This window comes from Paraburkholderia kirstenboschensis, assembly GCF_904848585.1.
GTDB classification, from domain to species: Bacteria; Pseudomonadota; Gammaproteobacteria; order Burkholderiales; family Burkholderiaceae; genus Paraburkholderia; species Paraburkholderia kirstenboschensis.
Map to the genome: position 1 here is coordinate 119,259 of NZ_CAJHCR010000012.1, position 22,637 is coordinate 141,895.

18 protein-coding genes are annotated in these 22,637 nt (G+C 62.6%); 11 read left to right on the plus strand and 7 right to left on the minus strand.

From position 1 onward, the window contains the following. The first annotated feature begins 1 nt into the window (after position 1). From JMY24_RS25975 to JMY24_RS26000, 6 genes are all read left to right on the plus strand, one after another. On the plus strand, positions 2 to 1,501 hold the full coding sequence (locus JMY24_RS25975; RefSeq protein WP_128596252.1) for an efflux transporter outer membrane subunit: 1,500 nt from the start codon (positions 2 to 4) through the stop codon (positions 1,499 to 1,501). Beyond that, entirely contained in the window at positions 1,498 to 2,763 is a 1,266-nt protein-coding gene (locus JMY24_RS25980) for a paraquat-inducible protein A (RefSeq protein ID WP_128596253.1), read from the plus strand. The genes JMY24_RS25975 and JMY24_RS25980 overlap by 4 nt, the downstream gene beginning before the upstream one ends. Continuing rightward, positions 2,756 to 4,381, plus strand: a complete 1,626-nt coding sequence (locus JMY24_RS25985) for a PqiB family protein (protein ID WP_128584452.1) — start codon at positions 2,756 to 2,758, stop codon at positions 4,379 to 4,381. Before JMY24_RS25980 ends, JMY24_RS25985 begins: the two co-directional genes overlap by 8 nt. After that, positions 4,378 to 4,971, plus strand: coding sequence for a PqiC family protein (locus JMY24_RS25990; RefSeq protein ID WP_201703185.1), 594 nt, complete (start codon positions 4,378 to 4,380; stop codon positions 4,969 to 4,971). Before JMY24_RS25985 ends, JMY24_RS25990 begins: the two co-directional genes overlap by 4 nt. Positions 4,972 to 5,361: 390 nt before the next feature. Continuing rightward, positions 5,362 to 7,242 (plus strand): alpha/beta hydrolase, encoded by a 1,881-nt coding sequence (locus tag JMY24_RS25995; protein WP_128597337.1) that lies wholly within the window; start codon positions 5,362 to 5,364, stop codon positions 7,240 to 7,242. Between the two features lie 31 nt (positions 7,243 to 7,273). Beyond that, entirely contained in the window at positions 7,274 to 9,115 is a 1,842-nt protein-coding gene (locus tag JMY24_RS26000; RefSeq protein WP_164853756.1) for a clostripain-related cysteine peptidase, read from the plus strand. 109 nt (positions 9,116 to 9,224) lie between these two features. Here the strand turns inward: JMY24_RS26000 and JMY24_RS26005 are convergent, their stop codons facing one another. Genes JMY24_RS26005 through JMY24_RS26020 form a run of 4 tightly spaced genes read right to left on the minus strand, consistent with a single transcriptional unit; the run spans position 9,225 to position 12,566 of the window. Beyond that, a complete protein-coding gene (locus JMY24_RS26005) occupies positions 9,225 to 9,971 on the minus strand; it encodes an Lnb N-terminal periplasmic domain-containing protein (protein ID WP_236597504.1) in 747 nt (248 codons plus the stop codon). After that, positions 9,968 to 10,537, minus strand: coding sequence for a hypothetical protein (locus JMY24_RS26010; protein WP_128589160.1), 570 nt, complete (start codon positions 10,535 to 10,537; stop codon positions 9,968 to 9,970). The genes JMY24_RS26005 and JMY24_RS26010 overlap by 4 nt, the downstream gene beginning before the upstream one ends. Positions 10,538 to 10,554: 17 nt before the next feature. Next, positions 10,555 to 11,811: an HdeD family acid-resistance protein gene (locus JMY24_RS26015; protein WP_128597334.1), complete on the minus strand. Its 1,257-nt coding sequence runs from the start codon at positions 11,809 to 11,811 to the stop codon at positions 10,555 to 10,557. Next, entirely contained in the window at positions 11,808 to 12,566 is a 759-nt protein-coding gene (locus JMY24_RS26020) for a hypothetical protein (RefSeq protein WP_128597333.1), read from the minus strand. Before JMY24_RS26020 ends, JMY24_RS26015 begins: the two co-directional genes overlap by 4 nt. A 456-nt stretch (positions 12,567 to 13,022) precedes the next feature. Here JMY24_RS26020 and uxuA point away from each other — a divergent pair, with 456 nt between their 5' ends. The 3 genes from uxuA to iolB all read left to right on the plus strand — a co-directional run bounded on the left by uxuA (position 13,023) and on the right by iolB (position 16,456). Next, positions 13,023 to 14,081 (plus strand): mannonate dehydratase, encoded by a 1,059-nt coding sequence (gene uxuA, locus JMY24_RS26025; RefSeq protein WP_193425319.1) that lies wholly within the window; start codon positions 13,023 to 13,025, stop codon positions 14,079 to 14,081. After that, positions 14,068 to 15,561, plus strand: coding sequence for a mannitol dehydrogenase family protein (locus JMY24_RS26030; RefSeq protein ID WP_128597332.1), 1,494 nt, complete (start codon positions 14,068 to 14,070; stop codon positions 15,559 to 15,561). Before uxuA ends, JMY24_RS26030 begins: the two co-directional genes overlap by 14 nt. Before the next feature lie 64 nt (positions 15,562 to 15,625). Continuing rightward, positions 15,626 to 16,456 carry a 5-deoxy-glucuronate isomerase gene (gene iolB / locus JMY24_RS26035; RefSeq protein WP_128597331.1) on the plus strand — a complete coding sequence of 277 codons (831 nt, stop codon included), beginning with the start codon at positions 15,626 to 15,628 and terminating at the stop codon, positions 16,454 to 16,456. A 43-nt stretch (positions 16,457 to 16,499) separates the two neighbouring features. Here iolB and JMY24_RS26040 read toward each other — a convergent pair whose 3' ends face one another. Further along, complete coding sequence (locus tag JMY24_RS26040; RefSeq protein ID WP_128597340.1) at positions 16,500 to 17,486, minus strand: LysR substrate-binding domain-containing protein; 987 nt, start codon at positions 17,484 to 17,486, stop codon at positions 16,500 to 16,502. A 186-nt stretch (positions 17,487 to 17,672) separates the two neighbouring features. Here JMY24_RS26040 and JMY24_RS26045 point away from each other — a divergent pair, with 186 nt between their 5' ends. Both JMY24_RS26045 and JMY24_RS26050 read left to right on the plus strand, forming a co-directional pair. Continuing rightward, a complete protein-coding gene (locus JMY24_RS26045; protein ID WP_128597330.1) occupies positions 17,673 to 18,839 on the plus strand; it encodes a M24 family metallopeptidase in 1,167 nt (388 codons plus the stop codon). A gap of 88 nt (positions 18,840 to 18,927) precedes the next feature. Further along, positions 18,928 to 20,310 carry an MFS transporter gene (locus JMY24_RS26050; protein WP_201703186.1) on the plus strand — a complete coding sequence of 461 codons (1,383 nt, stop codon included), beginning with the start codon at positions 18,928 to 18,930 and terminating at the stop codon, positions 20,308 to 20,310. Between the two features lie 229 nt (positions 20,311 to 20,539). Here the strand turns inward: JMY24_RS26050 and JMY24_RS26055 are convergent, their stop codons facing one another. Both JMY24_RS26055 and JMY24_RS26060 read right to left on the minus strand, forming a co-directional pair. Further along, positions 20,540 to 21,103, minus strand: coding sequence for a hypothetical protein (locus JMY24_RS26055; protein WP_128597328.1), 564 nt, complete (start codon positions 21,101 to 21,103; stop codon positions 20,540 to 20,542). Positions 21,104 to 21,204: 101 nt separating this feature from the next. Then, positions 21,205 to 22,515: an MFS transporter gene (locus JMY24_RS26060; protein ID WP_128597327.1), complete on the minus strand. Its 1,311-nt coding sequence runs from the start codon at positions 22,513 to 22,515 to the stop codon at positions 21,205 to 21,207. Positions 22,516 to 22,637: the final 122 nt, after the last annotated feature.

Below are 22,637 nucleotides of genomic sequence, written 5' to 3' on the forward strand. Positions count from 1 at the left end.
CATGCGCGGCTTCGCGTTCCTCCTGCGTCCGCTATCCACTTTGCTGCTGTTGGGGCTTGGACTGACATTGGGCGGTTGTTTGCTGGGCCCGGACTATGTGCGGCCCACGGTGCCGACGCCGGCAACCTTCCGCTTCGAACCCGGCGAGGCGGCCGATGTTGCCAATGCGATGTGGTGGGAGCAATTCCAGGACCCCGTGCTGAACGATCTGATTGCCGCGGCGCTGGCCGACAATAAAGACGTCAAAATCGCGGCGGCGCGCGTCGACCAGTTTCTGGGCCAGTTCGTCACGACACGTTCGGCGCTCTTTCCGCAGGTCAGCGCGGGCTTTGAAGCTTCGCGGCAGCGCGCATCGATCGCTGGCCTGCCGACGCTGCCGCCCGGCGTCAACCCGGTATTCAACGACTTCCGGGCGCCGTTGATCGCCTCGTGGGAAATCGACTTCTTCGGCAAGGTGAGGCGTCAGACCGAGTCCGCGCGCGCAAGCCTGCTCGCAACTGAAGAAGGCCGGCGCGCGACGATCCTGTCCCTGGTGGCATCGGTTGCATCGGCATACATCAATTTGCGCGATCTGGACCAGCAGCTCGCGATCGCGAAGGCGACGACCGAAAGTCGCGCGGGTTCCGTGGCGGTGTTTCAGGCGCGCTTTTCAGGCGGCGATGTGTCGCAGATGGAACTCGCGCAGAGCCAGTCGGAATACGAAGCATCGCTCGCAACGATCCCGCAGATCGAAACGCAAATCGCCCATCAGGAAGACGCGTTGTCCGTACTGCTCGGTCAGAATCCCGGGCCGATTCTGCGCGGCCGCGAACTGATGGAACTGGAAGTGCCGCCCGTGCCCGCCGGCCTGCCGTCCGATCTGCTCACGCGCCGTCCAGATCTGCGGCAGGCCGAGCAGAACCTGATTGCCGCGAACGCATTGATCGGCGCCGCGCGAGCGCTTTACTTTCCGTCCATTTCACTCACGGGTCTGTTTGGGACGGAAAGCGGTCAGTTCTCGAAGCTCTTCACCGGACCGGCGCGAATCTGGTCCTATGCAGGCTCGCTGACCGTCCCGATCTTTACGGCGGGCAGCATCAGCGGTCAGGTGAGTCAGGCGGAGGCGCAGCAGCAACAGGCGTTGTTCCAGTATCAACAGGCCATTCAGACGGCTTTTCAGGAGGTCGAGGACGCGTTGATTTCGCTTCAGAAGTCGCGCGAGCAGCTGGTCGTGGAAGGCCGGCAGATCGAGGCGCTGAAAACCTATTCAAGGCTCGCGCGACTGCGCTACGAGGGCGGCTACACGAGCTACATCGAAGTGCTGGACGCCGAGCGCAGTCTCTTCAATGCACAGCTGAGCTACACGCAGACCAACGGCGTGGTATTCACGTCTCTGATCTCGCTCTACAAGGCGATGGGTGGCGGCTGGGTAATCGAAGCGGAGCGCATGACGGGACAGGTCATGCAGCATGGCGCCGCAGCACCCGGCACCGCGGAAGCCAAGGCGGAGCAGTCGCAATGAACGCCGGTCGCCTCATTGCATGTCACGAGTGCGATTTGCTGCAACGGGAAACGACGTTGACAGGCGAGGGCGTGCTGCGATGCTGCCGCTGCCGCGCCGAGCTGTTTCGCAGCCACCCGGAAGGCCTGGATCGTGCGCTGGCCTACACCCTTACGGCGATTGTGCTGTTCGTCATAGGCAATGCGTTTCCGATTGTCGGCTTGTCTGTAAACGGCGATCTCGTTCAGACCACGTTGCTGGGCGCGGTTCGCATTCTGTATCGGGACGGCATGTGGCCCATCGCGGGTCTCGTGTTCGCGACGACATTTCTGATGCCATTGCTGCAGATGTCCAGCATGGCGTACATCCTCTTGCCGCTGCGGTTCAATCGCCGGCCGTATCGCGCCGACATCGTCTTTCGGCTGCTCGGTCTGGCGCGGCCGTGGGGCATGACGGAGGTGCTGATCCTCGGCATGCTGGTTGCGCTCGTCAAGCTCGCGCATATTGCGAGCGTAGTGCCGGGCGTCGGGCTATGGACATTCGGCGCGTTGATGCTGATGCTCGCGGCCGCCAGTGCCGCCTTCGATCCACACGAGCTCTGGCAGCGCGCGGACGACCGCTTCAGCGGCGCGCCGATCCCGGACGTCCTCGACGCGCCGCCGGCACGCACGGCAAAGGCGAGCGGACTGATGACCTGCCACAGTTGCGGGCTGCTCACGAGAGCGGACGCGCGCCTGCACGACGCCAGCTGTCCCCGCTGCAGCGCGCCTTTGCACGATCGCAAGCCGGCGAGCTGCACGCGGACATGGGCGTTCCTGATCGCTGCGATGGTCCTCTACATCCCGGCCAACATGTTGCCGGTGATGAACACCAGTTCGCTGTTCGGCTCGGAGAAAGACACGATTCTGAGCGGTGTCGTGTACCTGTGGACCTCCGGCTCGTGGCCCCTTGCCATCGTCGTGTTCATCGCGAGCATTGCTGTTCCGATGCTCAAGATCATCGCGATCATGTTTCTCGTCATCTCGACGCAGCGGCGCTCATCTGCGATGTTGCAGCAGCGAACGCGCATCTACCGCGTGGTGGAACTGGTCGGGCGCTGGTCGATGCTCGATATCTACGTGATCACGATTCTTGTCGCACTTGTCCAGTTCAATGCGCTCGCGACTATCCAGGCGGGCCCCGCCGCGGTGGCTTTCGGCGCGGTGGTGGTGCTGACCATGTTCGCCGCGATGTCGTTCGATCCCCGCCTGATCTGGGACGCCGCGGAGCCGGATCGTGAGTGACCCCGTCGACCGGCCGGGGGCGTCCGGCGTTCCAGAGGCCGTCGCCACGCCCCGCTCGCGGTGGCGGATACAGATTATCTGGCTGGTGCCGCTGATTGCCGTTCTGATCGGCGGCTGGCTAGCGGTGAAGGCGATCGTCGAGCAGGGCCCGACGGTCACGATCAGTTTCGAGACCGGCGAGGGGATCGAGGCCGGCAAAACCAAGATCAAGTTCAAGGACGTCGATATTGGTGTGGTCAAAAGCGTCGCGTTGTCGAGCGACCATCGCCGCGTAGTCGCCACAGCCGAACTGACCAGAGAGGCGTCACCGCTTCTGGTCGATGACACGCGTTTCTGGATGGTCCGCCCGCGTATTTCGGGCGGCACCGTGTCTGGTATCGGCACGTTGCTGACCGGATCTTTCATCGGTATGGACGTGGGGAACTCGACGAAGCCGCGCCACGATTACAGGGGCCTCGAAACACCGCCCGTTTTCGCGAGCGGTGTGCCAGGCCGCGAGTTCATATTGAAAGGCGCGGACATGGGCTCGCTCGATGTCGGCTCGCCCATTTACTACAGGCGGCTGCAGGTCGGACAGATTACTTCGTATCAGCTGGATCCGGACGGGAAGGGGGTGACGATGCATGTCTTCGTCAACTCCCCTTACGACAAATTCGTCAGAGCCGATACACGTTTCTGGCAGGCGAGCGGCGTCGATGTGTCGCTCGATGCGACGGGTGTCAAGGTCAATACCGAGTCGCTGGTGGCGATTCTGATCGGCGGACTCGCATTCGAGACGCCCGACGATGCGACCGATGACGCAGAAGCCGCGGTGAAGGCCCAGTTCGCACTCTTTCACAATCGCGAAGAAGCGATGAAGCGGCACGATCGCATTGTCGATACGTATGTGCTGGTGTTCAAGGAGTCGGTGCGGGGACTTGCGGTCGGTGCGCCCGTGGATTTTCTCGGCATCGTGGTGGGAGAAGTCGTGGCGATCAACACGCGGTACGACCCCGTGGCGAAGCAGTTCAGCATTCCGGTCGAGATACATCTTTTTCCCGAGCGATTCACGTCGCGCTATACGAAGGGCGACGGGGGGCCCGGAGGCAGACTCACGGCCGACCGTCAGAAACTCGCGCAAACGCTCGTCGAGCATGGCTTGCGCGCCCAGTTGCGCACCGGAAATCTGCTGACCGGGCAGCTCTATGTAGCAGTCGATTTTTTCCCGAACGCGCCCAAGGGGAAGTTGGACTGGAACGCCAATCCGCCTGAAATGCCCACAGCGCCCGGTGGGCTGCAGTCACTGCAGGAATCCGTGACCAGCCTGCTCGCCAAGCTGAACCAGATTCCCTTCGGCGGGATCGGTAAGGGCGCGCAAAAGACGCTGGCCGACGCGGATAGCCTCCTGAAGCAATTGAGGACCGACGTGGTGCCGCAAGCCCGAGACACACTTGCAGCGGCTCAGACAGCGCTGAACTCCGCGAATGGCGCGTTGCAGCCCGATTCCGCGCTCTCGCAGAGCACCTCCGACGCCATGACCGAGCTCGCGCGCACGGCGAGCGCGTTCCGCTCGCTCGCGGACTACCTGGAGCGCCATCCAGAAGCACTGATTCGCGGCAAGCCGGAGGATAAAAAGTGAAACGCCTCGCGCCGTGCCTTGCTGTTGCGCTGACGCTGGCCGCGTTCGCCGGTTGCGCGGGCTCTCCCAAGGCCGACTTCTATACATTGAGCGCGGAGGCGCCCCGCGAGCAAGCGAGCGGCGGGGCGCCCGTCAGCGTCGTGGTCGGACCGGTGATCATGCCGGAGCTAGTCGACCGGCCTCAGATCGTGTTTCGTGACGGCACGAACCATGTGAACATCGACGAATTCGCGCGCTGGGCGGAGCCGTTGAAGAGTCAGATCCCGCGTGTGGTCGTCGCCGATCTCACGCGGCTGCTGAACAACGCCCGCGTGTCGACTTCGCCCGCCGTTGGCGAGCCGCCGGCGGCCTGGCGCGTGCGGCTCGACGTCCAGAGTTTCGACGTGTCGCCTGGCGATGCAGCGACTGTCGATGTGTTGTGGTCGGTATGGCCACCCGGGAAAGCGCCGCCCGTGACGGGCCATACCATCGCGCGCGAGCCGTGCACGGGTGCGGGCCGCGATGCGGCGGTGGTGGCCTGGAGCCGGGCGCTCGCCACAGTTAGCGTCGCGATCGCCGCCGCGATCCGCCCTTCGCCGGCAGTCGACTGAAAGGTGGAATGGAAATGGCGCATGACACGCTTCTATCGCGCATGCGCCGCGGTAGTCGTTGCCGTTGGACTGTCGATATGGGTCGATGCCTCGGCGGACTCCGGCGCTGCATGATTGCTCGATGAGCAGCCAGATTTCGTCCGCCAGCTTTTGAATGAAGTTCAGACGCCAGGCACCGTTGCTGCTCGTCTCGCACAAGCATTTCAAAAGTCTCCGACGCAGTGACGTATCTGATTTTCTTCCCGTGGCGGTTCCGACGGGGTTTGCGCTGGCAAGGAGCAGAGGCGCTAACAAGTCGCGTACTCGCCCGACACATATAAGGAACAAAGGTTTTCGATTCGCCTGCCGTTAACGCTTTCGTGTAAGCCAAATAAAAAGAAGTTGATAAGCATGAAAGCGATTTTCACTGGCCAGTATTTCCGCGCGTTCGTCGCCATGCCTGGCACTATCGGCGCGTTGCGCTCGCGCATAGCGCGTCGAATGAGCGATTCGCAGATCGATGCTGCTGGCACCGCCGCGTCATCCGTTGCAGCGTGCTTGTGTGCCGCTGCGCTGCTGGCCGGCTGTGATGGCGGTGGCGTAAGCGGGCAAGCCGATCCCCTTGCCGCCTACAAAACCCAGCAGATTGCCTGGGCGCCATGCAACGCGGAGCAAATTGAAGACATGCCCACGCTGACTGTGAGCGCGCTCGGTACGGATCTGAGCTGCGCACAGATCAGAGTGCCGATGGACTACGCGCATCCCACAGCGGGCGACATTTCCATTGGCGTGATGCGCGTGGCGGCAGCCGCCCCCAAAGAGCGCGTCGGCGCGATCCTTTTCAATCCCGGCGGACCCGGCGGCGACGGATACCAGTTCGGCGCGCTCAGAGCGGGTCTAGCGCGTCTCGTGAATCCGGCGAGCGGCGGCTATCGCGGCTTGTACGACATGTCGCGCAAGTTCGATTTCGTCGGCTTTTCTCCGCGCGGCGTCGGCCGCAGCACGCAGCTCATTTGCTCGCTGCCCGCGCCGCTCGAACACGTCGACTGGCTGCCGAACAATCTGAGCCCGCAGAACGTGGACCGCGCGCTCTATAACGCCAGGCTGTACGCCGACGCTTGCCGCAACGTGCCGCTCGCGCCGTTCATCAACACCGATGCCACCGCGCGCGATATGGACGTCCTGCGCGCCGCGCTCGGCGACACGAGGCTCAACTACATCGGCTATTCCTACGGCACGCTGCTTGGCGCGTGGTATGCATCGCTGTTTCCGCAACAGACCGGTCGCATTCTGCTCGACAGTTCCGTCGACTACGATATGCCGCTGCCGCTGCAATCGCAGGCCGTCGCACAGCAGCAGCTCTACGACGACACCATCTCGCTGTATGCGCTCACCAAGGTCGATCACGTTGCGCTGCCCAACACGCTCGCCGGCATTCGCTCGCTCTTCACGGATGCGCCGGACTGGTCGCGCAGCTATCTGTCGGAAAAGCTGTATAGCGTGATGCCGTACCACGGCGCCGTCGACGAGACCATCGTCGTGATGGCCGCTGCCTATGCGATCACCCAGGCAAGCGCGTCGCACCCGACACCCGATGCCTACGCCGCCGCCTTGGCGAATCACATCTATTTCCCGAACGATCCCGAGTGGAACCAGATGGCGCTCAAGCTCGCGCTCGGCTCGACAGGCGAGTATGCGGAGGCAGTCACGGGCGTCTACGCCTCGCCTGCGGCGCCGACCGACTGGGTCAACCCGACGGTGCGCTGCTCGGATGCACCGGTTTCGTCGAATCCGGCGTACTGGGTGAACCGTGCGACCGTCATCGCGCGCGAAGCGCCGATCGCGGACAGCTCCGACATCGACAATCCGTGTATCTACTGGGGGCCGGTTACGCTCACCAAGCCGGCGCTGTCGGTGGCCGCGAAATCGGCGCCGCCCATTCTCATGCTTCAGTCCGAGAACGACATGCTGACGCCGCTGGCCGGCGCGCAGACGACTCTTGCTGCCTTGCCCTCCGCGAGCATGATCCTCGTGAACGGCGAGTATTCGCACGGCCTCTTTCCGTACGGGACTGCCTGCGTCGATTCGACGGTCGCCAGTTATTTCCTGACCGGTGCGATGCCGCCGCGCAATACCGTCTGCGCGGGCAACGTCCTGCCGGGCGTGGCGGCGAACTCATCGGCCACGTCGGCGGCGGCGCTCAGGCGCGCATCGAGCGATGCCTTCACCGATCCCCAACAGGCGCAAGACATCATCGAGCGCACCCGCGAGCTTCTCCGCCCGCGCCGTTGAGACGCCCACAGCACTTTTCATTCGTACCGACATGATCCGAACTTACGCTCACCGCGCCGTGGCCGGCCTGATGGCGGCTACCCTGCTGTTTCTATCAGCCTGCGGCGGGCAGCTCGATGTACCCGCCGCGTCGCAAGACACGACTGTGCTCGTCTACATGATCGGCTCCGATCTGGAATCCGGCGCCGACAGACCGAGCGAAGGCGGCGCGGGCACGCTCAATATTAACGAGATGCTGCTCGCGCAGGCGCCCGCCAACGCGAACATCGTCATCGAGACGGGCGGCGCCGACCAGACCTATCGCGTGAGCCCGGTTCCCGACTGGAAGAATGTGCGTCGCTTCACGGTGGCCAACCAGAAGCTGACCGAACTGGCGAACCTCGGTCCCGTCGATATGGGCCAGCCGCAGACGCTTACCGATTTCATCGCCTGGGCGAAGCAGAAGTACCCGGCGAATAAATACCGTCTGGTGCTGTGGGATCACGGCGGCGGCTGGGCCGGTTACGGCCAGGACGAAAACTTCAGCAATCACGGTTTCACGCTCGCGCAACTCACGCAGTCGATCAAGGCGGCGGTGGATGCGACCGGCATCCATTTCGATGTGATCGGTTTCGATGCGTGCCTGATGGCCTCCGTCGAAGTTGCGAGTGCACTCGCGCCATACGCGGACTATCTGCTTGCGTCGCAGGAGAACGAGCCGGGCACCGGCTGGAACTGGCAAGCGCTGGTTCAGAACGCGTCGGCGGATCCACAGACCTTCGGCAAAGTGGTCGTGGACTCGTATCTCCTCAAGCAAGCTCAGGACAAAGACCCGAAGGACGCGGTCTCGACCCTTTCGCTCGTCGACCTGTCGAAGATTGCGCCGGTGCGCGCCGCGCTGGTCACGCTTGCGCAGCAACTTTCGTCGGCCGTCGCAAGCGCGGAAAGCTGGCTGGCCGTGGCGCAAGCTCGCTCGGCATCCCTGTCGTTCGGGGGTGCGGACGAAACGGATATCACGAGTCTGACGGCGCATTTCAACGCGGGCGGTGTCGCGGCACAGGCAGCCGCCGCGCTGTCCAGAGCCACGGCCGCCGCAGTCGTTTATACGCGCAACGGCAGCGTTTACCAGGACGCGGGCGGTCTGAGCGTGTACTTCCCGGCAAGCGTGGTGGACGTTAATACACCGGCAAGCTATGCGGGGATTCCGTTCGACGCTGGCTACAAGTCTCTGGTGGCGGCATATGCCGGCAACGGCATCGGATTTCCCCGCCTGCTGGGCATCGACACGACGGGTACCACGAGCACGCAGTTCACGGCGCACTACAACAGCACGTTCGGCGTTCGCTCGCTGGATCGGGCGCTCGTCACGGCGCCGCAGGCGGACGGCACGGTTGTCATGGCCGGCACGATGCCAATCGCGATCCAGCCGACCGCGAAGCCGGTCGACACCTATACAGTCACGCGCACCGGCACCTGGCTTACGCTCAACGGCTATCCCGTGGTGTTCGTCGACAAGAACAGCAATGGCGATGACGACGAGAACGATCACCGGCGCTTCTTCAACGTGCCGCTCGAGATGGATGGTGAGGCGGTCGCGCTGCGCGTGAGCTCCGACAGCAACGGCAACCTCGTGCCGCTCGGGATCGCGCGCGGCAATGTGGACACGAGCCGCCTCGAACCGTTGCCCGACGAGACGAGCGAGATTCGCACGCTCGGTTTCGCTTACGACACGACGCAAGACAAGCTCGGCAGCCCGACGCCGGTGTCGCCGGTGTTTCATGGCGGCAACCTGGTGTTCTCGATGACGACGCCGAACGGGACGTATGAGGAAGGTCTGTTTATCACGAACTTTCGTGGCGAATACCGCCTCTCGGCCTTGTTTCCACGTTCCTGACGTGACGTAGAAGTCGTCATGCATCGCCCGCTGCCTTCGCGCAGCGGGCCAATTCTTTTCTTGCGATGGGAAAGGAGTTCGACGTGCGAGCAGGGCGCCACAAGAGCGCTCAGCGCGCGCTGCGAATAGCTCGCGAGTAGTCTGCGCCGATCGAGGCGTTATCCGGCCGCGCGATCAGACAACGGCGCTTGAGTTCCTCGAATGGACAGGAACGGCCGAGCAAACCGAGGCGATAGCTGTAATCGTCGGCGTGTCCGCTCAGCAGCACTTTCCAGCTATAGCGCAAATGCGGTGCAATTGTGCGCGCATGCCCGAGTATGTTCGTCGTGCAGTTGTTGAAGAGCGTGTGATAGTACTCAGGCCGCTCGTTCAGCTCGTTGACGCGGCGCATATAGTCTCTGAACAGCGCGCGCACGGTATCGGGGCTCACGTCGGCCGGATACAGGCACACCCGCTCGCGCCGCACGTCGGTGCGCACGCCGATGAGATCGCGCTCGTCCGCGACGACATAGATCAGATCGTAATTCCTGAAGAAGCCTTTCCACGTCGAATAACGCTGGCCGCTCCGGCGTCGCGTCTCGATGGAGACAGACAGGTAGCGGCCGTCGTCGAAACCGAAGCTCACGAAAACGTGTGCAATCGAATCGTACGCCCAGCGCGAAACCACCAGGTCCACGCTGCGCAGCCGCGCAAGCTCGTAATCGGCATCGAAATAGGCTGCGGTGTAGTCATCGCGCGTGCGGTAGGTGAAGTGACGGACATTGCGGATACGCACCACGTCGCCGCTCCACACCGCGGAGGCGGTGCGCGCGTATTCATCGACCCACGCGTCGACCCGCGGTGCTGGGTTCTTCACGCGCGGCTCCATGACATGTTTGCTACGAACAGTAGCTGTGCGACCAGATTGAGCGCGACGAAGCTCGCGTGAAAAACCTGGTTGCGCGTGCGCATCGCGAAGATGCAGCCGATCGCGAAGACGGCGGTTTTCACCCAGTACATGTCGCCAAGGCCCGCTACGTGCAGTTCACCCTTGATGAACGAATCCCCTATGTCGATCACGCTTTCGGCAAGCGCCAGGCCGAAAAACCACACGCGTCGCGACATGAAGTAGTCGCGGTAATCGGCGTATTCACGCAATGATTCGGGGAACAGCATCGCGCACATCAGATAGATGATGAACGCGTAGAAGATCAGATAGAGATAGATGCCGAAGGTCCAGACGGGAATTTCGCGCAGCGAGAATTCCCACCACCAGAATTGCAGGATATTGAGGATCAGCGACGCGACCCACGCCATGTGGATCGGATAAATGTTCTTGCTCGACGGATGCTGGATGGCCGAACTTAGACCCTTGAGCATGTGCGTCAGCCCTAGACTGACGATCATGCCCATCACGATGCGCACGTGCGTGAATTTTTCCATGACGCGTGTATGGGGCTCTAGCTGCGGCGTGCGCGGCGCATCTGCCTGAGGCTCAGCGCCGCCAGTGCGAACCAGCCGACGGCCGGCGGATGCGTGACCACGCGCAGGGCGCGTGCGTAGTCGAGCACGAGTCCCGGTGTCCAGGCCATGGTGCGCGCGCGATGACGCAGTTGCGCGGCGATCCACAATTCAGGCGTTGCGACGAGGCGTACCGCGTTCATCCATCCGCCTTCGCGGTATGCCGCGCCTTCGAGTGCCGCCTCCATGGCTTCGGCCACTGTGCTCGAGCAGTTGCGGTTGGTGAGGTTATATATTGCGGTTGCCTTGTAGGTTCCCGCGAATGCCGCGAGACGCGCGGCGTCGAAGCGGCGGAAGGTAATGCGCGCCGTCGATTCGCACCAGCTTGCTGCTTCTTCGGGATAATTCGGCAGATATCGTCCGGGCACGTTGTTGGACGCATCGGCGCGCAGCAGGCGTGCGAATTCATCCGGTGAACGGTCGATCTCCACGCCAGGATACAGGCTGAGATACACATCGCCTGCTTCAAGCGCGGCATGACCCGTCGAGATGACGCCGTTGACGTCGACCGCCGCGATATACCGGTCGATAACCGGGCGGCTCAGCGCCTTGTTCTTCGCCGATCCGACAGGCGTCCAGACGTGCACGATCATCGGCTCGACATTCGACGTTCCGGCAGGCGTTGCGTGCGCCGCCTCTGCGCGAGCCGCTTTGCGCAGACGCAGGTACAGCCAGATCATGCGGCAGCCGCTTACCGCCATCCACGTGCCGATGCAGTAGGGCACCGTGCCGCGATAGTGCGTCGGATACGGCTGAAAGAAGATGATCGCCAGCGCGATGCTCGCGACGCCGAGCGCCATGGTCGAGCGCCAGTGCCGATATCGCACGACCCACGCCGCCGTGATCAGCAGCGCGCCTTCGAGCGCGAAGCCTGCGCCGAAGGTCATCGCGAGGAGAAAGTCGGAATAGCTGTGGCGCACGATGACGAGCACGCCGATAAGCACGCTGATCAGGCCTTTCACGTAGCGAAAGCGGGTCTGCAGCGACAGGCCGCTCTTCGCCAGCACGATCCCCGCGAGGCCTTCGGCGGCCAGCAGTACGCCGAAGGTCTGCAGCGGGAACCAGAGCGCGCCGTCGAGCGCGTCGGCCACGACGAAGGCGCCGATGCCGAGCCAGATCGCACCGAGCATGAGCAGTTTCGGCAGATGCCGGCTGATATAGCGCGCACCGAGCAGATGCAGGAGGAGCTGGATCATTTTGCAGTGGTCTCCGCGAGGGCACTGGACGTATCGTCGTGCACGTCGCTCATGGCGCGGCGCAGGCACATTTGCAGCGCTTCGACCGCGCGCGCATGACGCTGCCGCGCGGCTCGCAGGTGCTTCGGATCGTTTCGGGCCGCTTCGCCGTGCTGTTCCGCGCGGGCGCGGCGTTCGTCGACGAGCAGTTGTGTGATGAGCGCATCGCCGCGACGGCTTTCGTCGAGCAGGTGCACGAAGGCATGAACGTTCTCGATCGAGATCGAACGCGCTTTTTCGCCGATGGCGAGCGTGCGGTTCCAGATCGACACGACGATCGCCGCGACCCACACGAACACGTTGGCGGGCACGACCCACGCGGGTAGCGGCAGCGCCTGTTCCGCGCCTTTTAACCAGCCTTGTGAGCCAGCCGCGCCTTGCATGCCGTTGGCGGACGAGACCGCGCTTTCCAGCGCGTGATGGCGGGCGACTTCGATATCGACGCCCTTGGATGCGAGCAGCAGCGCCACGACGAACAGCACAATGCCGGCGACGAAAATGTTTTGTCTATGTTCGCCTTCGTAGATCGAGCCGATGGCCTCGCGTAGCGAATCGAGCATCAGCACGGAAGCGACGATCGGCAATTCCGCGCTGCCGAGAAAATTGACGATGCCGTGATTACCGCCCACCTGCGCGTGCAGCATGGTCAGCACGGCGGTAACGAACACGGTGAGAACGACTCCGCCGACGGCATCGGCAAACACTGCCTTTTTCATGTTGATCTTGAGAGCTTCCGGGTTGAGGCGAGACGGCCGGCGGCCTTCTTCGAATGTTGCGGCCCTTACGATTCAACTAACGGAAGATCGCGGCGGAACTTGAGGCAGTTATGAAGATTTTTGATGCGAAACGGCCCACACGCGGCTGGTTTTTCAACCAAATCCGCCCGCTGGAAAAACCTGCAACCAGTGTCCGACAGCAGGCGAGCGGCAACCCAGCACACCCAAACGTATTCCAAAATCGTATAGATAAAGCGTTATTCTTCATTATAAAGGCATGTCGATCGCCGCTACTATGCGAACTCCTGGCTGCGCCCCACGCGTGAACCAAACAGGCGCAAGGCATCCGCACGGCGCCTCGCCGCCCTGGGCAACGCGAAGGGCCGAGCCGGCCAATCATTGTGATGCGCTGCCTGCGTCGAAGGCGAGGCGAGCGTACGAGGAGGAGACTCGATCATGAAAATGACCTTCCGTTGGTATGGCGACGCAGACCCTGTGCCGCTCGCTTATATCCGCCAGATCCCCGGCATGGTAGGGGTGGTCTCAGCGGTCTATGACGTGCCCGTGGGCGATGTGTGGCCGGTCGACAGAATCCGGTCGCTGAAGGAGAAGATCGAGGCTCATGGCCTGACGCTGGAAGTGATCGAAAGCGTGCCGGTGCACGAGGACATCAAGCTCGGCAAGCCGACGCGCGACATGCTCATCGCCAACTATGGCGAGACGCTGCGTAACCTTGGCGCCTGCGGCGTGAAGGTGGTCTGCTACAACTTCATGCCGGTTTTCGACTGGACCCGCACCTCGCTCGACATGCAACTGCCCGATGGATCGACGACCCTCGCGTTCGACACGCAAGCGATCCGTGAGCTCGACGTCAGCCAGGGTATCCAGCTACCCGGCTGGGACGCGAGCTATCGGCCCGAACAGTTGAAAGCCCTGCTGCGCGACTACGAAGCGCTAGACGAAGCCGGTCTGTGGGCCAATCTCGACTACTTCCTGCGCGCGATCATTCCGGTGGCGAAAGAAGCCGGCCTCAAGATGGCGATCCACCCCGACGATCCGCCGCGGCCGATTTTCGGCCTGCCGCGCATCGTGAAAAATCGCGCTGACCTGCAGCGCGTGCTGGCCATTGTCGACGATCCGGCGAACGGCCTGACACTGTGTTCCGGTTCGCTGGGCGCGGACCAGCAGAACGATATTCCGGCACTCGTGCGCGAGTTCGGCGCGCGTGGCCGGATTCATTTCGCGCACCTGCGTAACGTGCAAACCAATGCCGCAGGCGACTTTCATGAGACCTCGCATCGTTCGGCCGATGGCTCGCTCGACATGGCGGAAATCGTCAAAGCCTATTTCGAAACCGGCTTTGAAGGCTATGCAAGGCCGGACCATGGGCGAATGATCTGGGGCGAAACGGGCCGCGCCGGCTATGGGCTGTTCGATCGCGCGCTGGGTGCGGTCTACCTGAACGGCATCTGGGAAGGGCTCGCCAAGCATCCGGCCGATCATGCGGCTGAGTAATGCCGCCGTGGCTTCGCTGGGGGGGCGCGCCGCTCGCAGAATCGTCGTTCCCACCTACGATCGCGCGGGCCTTGCACCGGGCATCGTCCATCTGGGCCTCGGGGCGTTTCATCGCGCGCACCAGGCCGTTTACACCGAGCACACGTTGCGCGCTGGCGATCATCGCTGGGGCATCGTCGGCGTGTCGTTGCGACGTGCGGACACTTCGGAGGCGCTCACTGCGCAGGATCATCTGTATACCGTGGATGTGCGCGACGGCACCGCGGATTCGTTTCAGGTGATTGGTGCACTGATCGCTTCGCTGGTCGCACCGCAGTCGCCTGCGGCCGTACTGGATGCGATGACCGATCCGCGCTGCCATATCGTCAGCCTGACGATCACCGAGAAAGGCTATTGCCGGAATCCTGCCAGCGGCGCATTGGAGTTCGATCATCCCGACATTGCCCATGATCTGCGCGAGGCCACCGCGCCGCGAAGTGCGATCGGCTTCGTCGTGCGCGCGCTGGCGTTGCGGCGCGCGGCCGGTTTGCGCCCGCTGACCGTGATGTCATGCGACAACCTGCCGTCCAACGGCGACACGATGCGCGCGTTGACGCTGGCGTTCGCGCGCGAAACGGATCCTGCGCTGGCCAACTGGATCGAGCGAGAGGGCGCGTTTCCCAACACGATGGTGGATCGGATCGTGCCGCTCACCACCGACGCCGATCGCACGCGCGTAGCGGAGCAACTGGGTGTCGACGATGCATGGCCGGTGATGACCGAGCCGTTCTCGCAATGGGTAATCGAAGACCGCTTCGCCGGTCCACGGCCGGCCTGGGAGCACGCAGGCGCGACGCTCGTGTGCGACGCGCGTCCCTATGAGCAGGCCAAATTGCGGATGCTGAACGGCTCGCATTCGGCGCTCGCGTACCTCGGCTCGCTGATTGGCTATGACACCGTTGATCAGGCGATCGGCGCGCCGGCCCTGCTGAACTTTGTCGAAAGCATGTTGCGCGACGAGGTGGAGCCGACGCTGTCGCGACCCGCTTTGGCCAGCTATCGCGCTGAACTGTTCGAGCGCTTTCGCAACACCGCGCTCGATCACCGCTTGCAACAGATCGCGACCGACGGCTCGCAGAAACTGCCGCAGCGCTGGCTGGAAAGCGTGCGCGTCAACCTGAAAAGCGGCGCGCCGACCGAACGTCTGGCATTTGCGTTGGCTGGTTGGATCGCATACCTGGGTGGTCAGGACGAGACAGGCCGCACCTACGCCATCGCGGACCCGCTCGCCGACACACTGACCGAAGCGGTCCGCTCGACCCTGCTCGCGAATGCCATCGACGCGGTACGAACACTGTTCGAAATCGAGTCGATTTTTGGATGCGATCTGCGTGCACAGCCGCGCTTCGTCGCGCAGGTCGCAGGCCATCTGGCGGCGATTCGCGCACAAGGCGTCGTCAAAGCCATGGAAGCTTGCAGCGCTTCACGGCCCTGCATGTAGCCGCAACGTTCGCCGCGTTCACCGCGTTCTGCAGAGTAGCAGCCCTAAATAACTGGAGGAAGACATGAGCGACCTGCTCGTCAAACCGTCAAAGCATGCCGAAGACGGCCAGATCATCCATATCACGCCGGCGAGCGCCGGCTGGAAATACGTCGGCTTCGATGTTTTCGAGTTGAACGCCGGCGCCAGGCTTACGCGGGAGACGGGCGATCGCGAAGTCGTGGTCGTGCTCGTCAAGGGACACGCAATAGTCGGTTGCGAAGGGCTCGCGAGCCGCGCAATCGGCGCACGGATGTCGCCGTTCGATGGCGCGCCGTGGTCCATGTATGTGCCGCCGCATACGCGCTACACGATCGAAGCCACCGACGACGTCGAACTCGGCATCTGCTCCGCGCCCACGAAGGGCGGCCTGCCGCCGCGCTTCATTGCACCCGACGAGGTGAAGCAGGAAACCCGTGGCACTGGCGCCAATCTGCGTCACGTGCGCCACATCCTGCCGGAAACCGAGCCGGCGGAAAGCTTGCTGGTGGTGGAATCGGTGACGCCCGCAGGCAACTGGTCCAGTTACCCGCCGCATCGACACGATACCGACGACGGGGAGCAGCAGACCTATCTCGAGGAAACTTATTACCACCGGCTCTCGCCGCCGCAGGGCTTCGCAATTCAGCGTGTCTATACCGACGACCGCAGTCTTGACGAAACGCTCGCGGCTTACGACAAGCATGTCGTGCTGGTGCCTCGCGGCTATCACCCGGTGGCCGCCGCGCACGGCTACAACCTTTACTACCTGAACGTGATGGCCGGTCCGCGCCGCACGTGGCACGTGCATAACGAGCCGGCTCATGAGTGGTTACTACAACCCGACGCAAGCGTTGCAGCCGACGGCGCGCGCTGATCCGGTTGCCGTGAGTCAATCGCCGTGAGTCAATCGCCGTGAGTCAATCGCCGCTGGCGTCGGGGCCTTGGGTGTCGAACCCGGCGGCCTCGCGCAGCGCTTGCAGCATCGCCCGCGCGCCCGGTGAGAGCCTTTCGCCGCGCCGCGTGACGATGCCCGCCGGTCCGAGCTTCAGATCGAGTTCGAACGGCAGCGGTTCGAGCGCGCCGGCAATGCAATACGGCCGCACCGGCTCGCGCGCAAGCGGCGCGATCATATCGCTCATCTGAAGCAGACTCGTGATGACGGGCAGCGACGAACTCTCGACCACGTCCGTCGGCAACGCGAGCTGCCGTTCGAGAAAAAGTTGCGTGAGCTGATTGCGCATCACATTGCCTTTCGGCGGCAAGATCCATGTTTGCGGCGCCAGTTCGTTCCAGCTCAATGTCTTGCGCCTGGCGAGCGGATGGCCAACGCGTGCGAACAGAGCGTGCTGTGCTTCTGCGAGTGGGGCATAGTTCAGTTCCACCAGATCGTCCGGATTGCGGATTCGCGCGACGATCATATCCAGTTTGCCTTCCTGCAGACGCTGCACCAACACCTCGCTGAACTCCATCTCGATGTTGACGCGAATCTGCGGAAAGCGCTTCTTGAGCAGCGCCACCGCTTTCGGCACGAGGTTGGTGGCCGCCGTGACCTCGGTGCCGATCATCGCCTGCCCGGTCAGGCCGGCTTTGAGCGCGGACACTTCGTCGTATGCGTGCTGCAACTCCGCCAGCACGTTGCGTGCATGGCGGATCAGCACCTCGCCGTACCAGGTGGGCTCGACACCGCGCGGATGCCTTTCGAAGAGCGCCACACCCATCGTCTCTTCCAGTTCGCGCAGCAACTTGGTCGCCCCGGGCTGCGTCATGTGCGCGGCTTCCGCTGCGCGCAGCACCGAGCGATGCGTGTCGAGCTGAACGATCAGGGCTAGTTGACGTGTCTTCAGACGCGAGGGGTCGAAGCGGCTCGTCGCGACGCCGGTGTCCGGATGAGTAGCAGAGGTCACCATGTCATCTCCACGTATTCCATATCGATATAGATTATGAGTTATTTTTCATTTTAAAAGCATATCGATCGATTCTACTATGCATAAGACGCCCGGCATTCCAGGCCGGCGCGGATTCATTCACGGACATCGAGACCGGCTGCATCGAGCAGTCGCGCATGCAACCGCACAGGAGATGAAGAAGCAATGAACATCCGTACCACAGACATCCCGCCGGAAGGCATCACCACCGACGAATTCCTTGGCCGCGTCGCCAAAGTCCGCAGCGCACTCGACAAGGCGGGCCTCGTCGGTCTGCTCGCCTTCGGCGATTGTTGGCGTGGCGCGAACATCGGCTACTTCACCGAATTCCGTCCGCTCGACGGCGTATCGGACATCGCCAACGCGATCCTGCTGTTGCCTGTGGACGGCGACCCGGTCCTGTTCGTGTCGGATCAATGCTTCGATTACGCGACGAGCGTGACCGCCTTCGAGGTGCGCAGCCTTCGTGAAGTCACGCAACAGGTGCAGGCATTTTCGGCACGGCATCGCAGCGGCACGGTCGGCCTCGCCGGCGCCGCCTATATCCCTGCGGATCTGCTGAAGCGCCTGAACGCCGGTCTGGGCGAATTGAAGCTCGAGCCGACGATGGTGCTGGCCGAAGTCAAGGCGATCAAGAGCGACGCCGAAGTCGCACTGATGCGCAAGGCCTCCGCCTTGACCGATTCGGCGATGGCCGCGATTCGCGATGCGCTCGCCGACGGCCGTCCCTACACCGAGCGTGAACTTGCTCTGATCGCTGACCGCGCGATGCTCGCGGGCGGAGCAGACCGGACCGCGTTCGATTCGATGGTGCAGTCCGGTCCGCGCTCGGCGTATAACCTGGCGCGCCCCACCGACCGCATCCTGCAACCGGGCGACCTGATCATGACCGACATCGGTGCGCGCTATCGTGGGTACGTAGCCGATGGCGGACGCGGTTTCACCTACGGTCCGGCGAATCCCGAGAAGATGGCGATCGTCGCGGCAGCGGCGCGCGCGGTCGAAGCGGGGCTTGCCGCCGCACGTCCCGGCATGGCGGCCATGGAACTGAATGCGGTAATCCAGCAGGCGCTGGTGAAATCGAACTACGAGCAATACTCGAGCGAAGCGCGCGGCCATGGCACCGGTCACGGCACCGGCATGGACCCGGAAGAAGAAGCGCCGTGGATCGGGCCGGGCAACACCACCGTGCTGCAGGAAAACATGGTCTTTACCCTGAAGGCGACGATCACGGTGCCGAACGTCGGCGGTTTGCGCACGGAACGTATAGTGCGGCTGACCTCGGGCGGCGTCGAAACGCTCGACCAGTTCCCGATGGAGCTGCACTGGTGAGCAAAGCTCATTTATCGTAACCCGCCGGCGGACCCGCGCCGCCAAACGCAGCGGCTTAAGACATAGATTCCCAGAGAAGGGAGGAGACATGAATACATCGCCCGTTTCATCCGGTAACGCGCCGGTTATCAGCCGTTCGGCCGTCAACCGTGTGCTGGTCGCTTCGGTGGTCGGGACCGCTATCGAGTGGTACGACTTTTTTCTCTATGCCACCGCTTCGGCGCTGGTGTTCGCCAAGCTGTTCTTCCCCTCGTTCGATCCGATGGTCGGCACCATCGCGGCGTTCGGCAGTTTTGCGGTCGGCTATCTCGCGCGGCCATTCGGCGCCGTGTTTTTCGGGCACTTTGGCGACCGCATCGGACGCAAGACGACGCTTGTCGCGACGCTGACGATCATGGGTGTCGGCACCTTCGTGATCGGCCTGCTGCCGACCTACACTTCGATCGGCGTCTGGGCGCCGATCCTGCTGGTGGCGATGCGCTTCCTGCAAGGGCTCGGCGTCGGCGGTGAATGGGGCGGCGCGGTGCTGATGGTGGTCGAAACGGCGCCGGCCAGCAAGCGTGGCTTCTTCGGCGCGTTCCCGCAATTGGGTGTGCCGCTTGGGCTGATGCTCTCGACCGCGGTGTTCAAAGCAGTGTCGAGTCTGCCGTCGGACGCGTTCTATTCATGGGGATGGCGCTTGCCGTTCCTGCTGAGCGTCGCGCTTATCGCGATCGGCCTGTTTATCCGCCTGCGCGTCATGGAGTCGCCGGTATTCGAACAGGTCAAGGCGAGCAAGCAGGTCGTGAAGGCGCCGCTGATCGAATTGCTGCGCCGGCATCCGAAGGATCTCGTGCTCACGATCGGCACGCGCTTCGCGGTCGACATTACCTTCAACGTGATCAACGTGTTCGTGCTGGTCTATGGCACGACCCGGCTCGGCCTGCCGCGCGGACTGCTGCTGAACGCCATCATTCTCGGCTGCGCCTTCGCGCTGATCACGCTGCCATTGTTCGGCAAACTGTCGGATCTGATCGGACGCCGGACCGTCTTCATGTTCGGGGCGGTGTTCGTGGCGATCTACGGATTCGCATTCTTTCCGTTGCTCGAGACACGCAATCCGACTTTGATTCTCTTGGCGTACGTCTGCGGTATCGCGTTGAGCCAGGCGTCCGTGTACGGTGTGCAATCCACGTGGTTTGCGGAGCTGTTCGGTACGCGGGTGCGTTATACGGGTGCGTCGCTGCCGTATCAGATCGCCGGCATCATTACGTCAGGGCCGACGCCGTTGATCGCCACCTATCTGTTCGCCACGTACGGCCAGACGCTGCCCATTTCCATCTATATCGCGGCGACGGGGCTGCTGAGCCTGGTGTGCGCGTTTTTCCTCGCCGAGACTTTCAAGCGGGATCTGTCGGCAGAGCCGGAAGATGAAGCGGCCGCGGCGAGTGCACATGTGCACGCGCACTCGCCGCATTCTCTGTCGCGCTGAGCGCAAATCGATCCTGATGTGATGTCGTGGATGACCCCGCTGTATGACCTCGCTGTTTGCGGGGTCGCAGCGGGGCTGGCGCAAGGCGGCCGTCGAGTCGCTAACGCGGTCTGAATGGATGCTTTGCAATGGCAGTGGGCGGTCCACTGACGGCCACGCTGATTGCGTCGGGCCGGTGAACTGCTCTCGCATCGGCAAGCTACGTGGGTTCGGACGGATTGCGTTCGCGTCACAATCCATGCGTTGGGACGAGAGGGGCAAGCCATGCGTAGCTCAATCCGATATCGCTGTCGGCCTGCATGCTGTAAATCTGATCTGTTACTGGGCATGCGTGAGCATATACCGCTGAGAACCTGGCAAACTCGTCCATTCGCTCTGTCGTGCTCTGTGATTGGATCAGCAGGATTGCATGGCGGGCGAAGTAGCGCGATGCCTGTTGTTTTACGAAGGCGGCATCGCGGTCAAGCTGAGCTTCGCTTGCGCTTCTGGCATCGCGCACGATAATGGATGCCAAGCCGGTGGCTGTGCGCGCCAGAATCCAGATCGCTCGAATGCCGTGGACGCTCCCGCATTCCAGGGGCACGCGAATCAAGCCCGTTACGCCGGTGAAATTCAAGTCGGTTTCCAGCACTTGTCTGGCCTTACGGGGGATATCCGCGCCGGCCAGCCATGCCGTTAGTTGAGCAGACGGTCGCTGTGAACCAGAGAGCGTGAGCCCTGTTTCACCTAGCAAACAGGGCTCGCTATACGCTCCATCGCAAGTTCCTACTGTCAGATAGTTTGGCAGCGTCATGCTGACTCCGGCCTATCCAGAACAACATTCGTTCGGTAGCGCTGCGCATCTGGTTCCGGGCGGCGCTGCCGTATCTGGTTGGTAATGGTGCAAGCCTCGTCTCAACGATCAACCAGTCGTGACGGGAAGCAGAACACCATCGCGCTGCCGACTATCATGCTTGCGGCAAGAATATAGAGGCCGATGCTCGTGGTGCCCGTGTTTTGTTTGATCCAACCGAGCATGTAGGGACTGACGAAGCCCGCCAGGTTTCCGACCGAATTGACGAGCGCAATGCCCGCGGCGGCTGCAACGCCGCCGAGCAACGCCGACGGCAGGGTCCAGAACTGCGACACGACGGACAGGACACCCACGGTGCCGATCGTCAGTCCGCACACGGCCATCACGGTGCTGTGCGGATACATCGCGACGAGCCCGAGGCCGATGGCCGCGACGACACCGGGCAACGCCAGATGCCAACGGCGCTCACGTGTCCGATCCGAATGCCATCCGACAACGAACATCGCAAGCACGGTCGCGGTATAGGGAATCGCAGTCAGCAAGCCGACCTGTAACGGGTCCGTGACGCCGGTGTCCTTGATGATAGTCGGCATCCAGAACAGAACGCCGTACTCTCCCATCAGGATGAAGGCATACATGACGCACAAGATCCACGTGCGCGGGTCGGTGAAGGCGCCACGCAGCGAATGCACCTGGGCCTCCGGGGTCTCGCGTTCGAGGTTAGCCGCCAGCAATTGCTTCTCCGCTTCTGTGAGCCATTTCGCGGAGCGGACATCGTTGCCTAGTACAAAGAACACGGCGATGCCGAGCAGTACCGACGGCGCCGCCTCGAGCAGGAACATCATTTGCCATCCGGACCATCCGCTGATATTGCTCGATGCATGCATGATCCAGCCGGAGAGCGGCCCGCCGAGCATGCCGGCGAGGGGAATGCCTGCGAGGAACAGCGCAATGATGCGTCCACGGCGCGAGGACGGATACCAGTACGTCAGGTAGAGAAGGATGCCTGGCAGAAAACCGGCTTCAGCTACACCGAGAAAGAAACGCATTACATAGAAGGTGGCCGGCGTTTTAACGAACACCATTGCCGCCGAAATCAGGCCCCACGTAATCATGATCCGAGCGATCCAGAGCCTGGCGCCAACCTTATGCATAACGATGTTGCTAGGCACTTCGAAAATCACATAGCCGAGAAAGAAGATACCCGCGCCGAGACCATAGACCGTTTCACTGAACTTCAGTTGATCGAGCATCTGCAGCTTCGCGAAGCCGACGTTCACCCGGTCGAGATAGCCGGCTGTATAGCATATGAGCAGAAAGGGGATAAGGCGCCACGACACCTTCGAATAGACGCCGCGCTCGTCGAGCGTTGCTTCCGCATAGGGCATGGTAGCCGGCGGGTTGATTGACATGTCTCGCTCCATAATGGGTTGGCGGCTTTCTCGCTGCACTTTTGTCTGCTCAAGCCGGGCCTGTTCGCTTCCGGCCGGATGGGCAATCAAAGTATGCAAGAACGAGGAGGCAGGGTCATTCT

What these genes read in the sequence shown, in the direction of transcription:
- uxuA (WP_193425319.1), top strand. Translation starts at nt 13,023, where the DNA reads ATGAAAATGACCTTCCGTTGGTATGGCGACGCAGACCCTGTGCCGCTC.
- JMY24_RS25980 (WP_128596253.1), top strand. Translation starts at nt 1,498, where the DNA reads ATGAACGCCGGTCGCCTCATTGCATGTCACGAGTGCGATTTGCTGCAA.
- JMY24_RS26030 (WP_128597332.1), top strand. Translation starts at nt 14,068, where the DNA reads ATGCGGCTGAGTAATGCCGCCGTGGCTTCGCTGGGGGGGCGCGCCGCT.
- iolB (WP_128597331.1), top strand. Translation starts at nt 15,626, where the DNA reads ATGAGCGACCTGCTCGTCAAACCGTCAAAGCATGCCGAAGACGGCCAG.
- JMY24_RS25995 (WP_128597337.1), top strand. Translation starts at nt 5,362, where the DNA reads ATGAAAGCGATTTTCACTGGCCAGTATTTCCGCGCGTTCGTCGCCATG.
- JMY24_RS26060 (WP_128597327.1), bottom strand. Translation starts at nt 22,515, where the DNA reads ATGTCAATCAACCCGCCGGCTACCATGCCCTATGCGGAAGCAACGCTC.
- JMY24_RS26050 (WP_201703186.1), top strand. Translation starts at nt 18,928, where the DNA reads ATGAATACATCGCCCGTTTCATCCGGTAACGCGCCGGTTATCAGCCGT.
- JMY24_RS26000 (WP_164853756.1), top strand. Translation starts at nt 7,274, where the DNA reads ATGATCCGAACTTACGCTCACCGCGCCGTGGCCGGCCTGATGGCGGCT.
- JMY24_RS26045 (WP_128597330.1), top strand. Translation starts at nt 17,673, where the DNA reads ATGAACATCCGTACCACAGACATCCCGCCGGAAGGCATCACCACCGAC.
- JMY24_RS26015 (WP_128597334.1), bottom strand. Translation starts at nt 11,811, where the DNA reads ATGATCCAGCTCCTCCTGCATCTGCTCGGTGCGCGCTATATCAGCCGG.
- JMY24_RS26055 (WP_128597328.1), bottom strand. Translation starts at nt 21,103, where the DNA reads ATGACGCTGCCAAACTATCTGACAGTAGGAACTTGCGATGGAGCGTAT.
- JMY24_RS26020 (WP_128597333.1), bottom strand. Translation starts at nt 12,566, where the DNA reads ATGAAAAAGGCAGTGTTTGCCGATGCCGTCGGCGGAGTCGTTCTCACC.
- JMY24_RS26010 (WP_128589160.1), bottom strand. Translation starts at nt 10,537, where the DNA reads ATGGAAAAATTCACGCACGTGCGCATCGTGATGGGCATGATCGTCAGT.
- JMY24_RS25975 (WP_128596252.1), top strand. Translation starts at nt 2, where the DNA reads ATGCGCGGCTTCGCGTTCCTCCTGCGTCCGCTATCCACTTTGCTGCTG.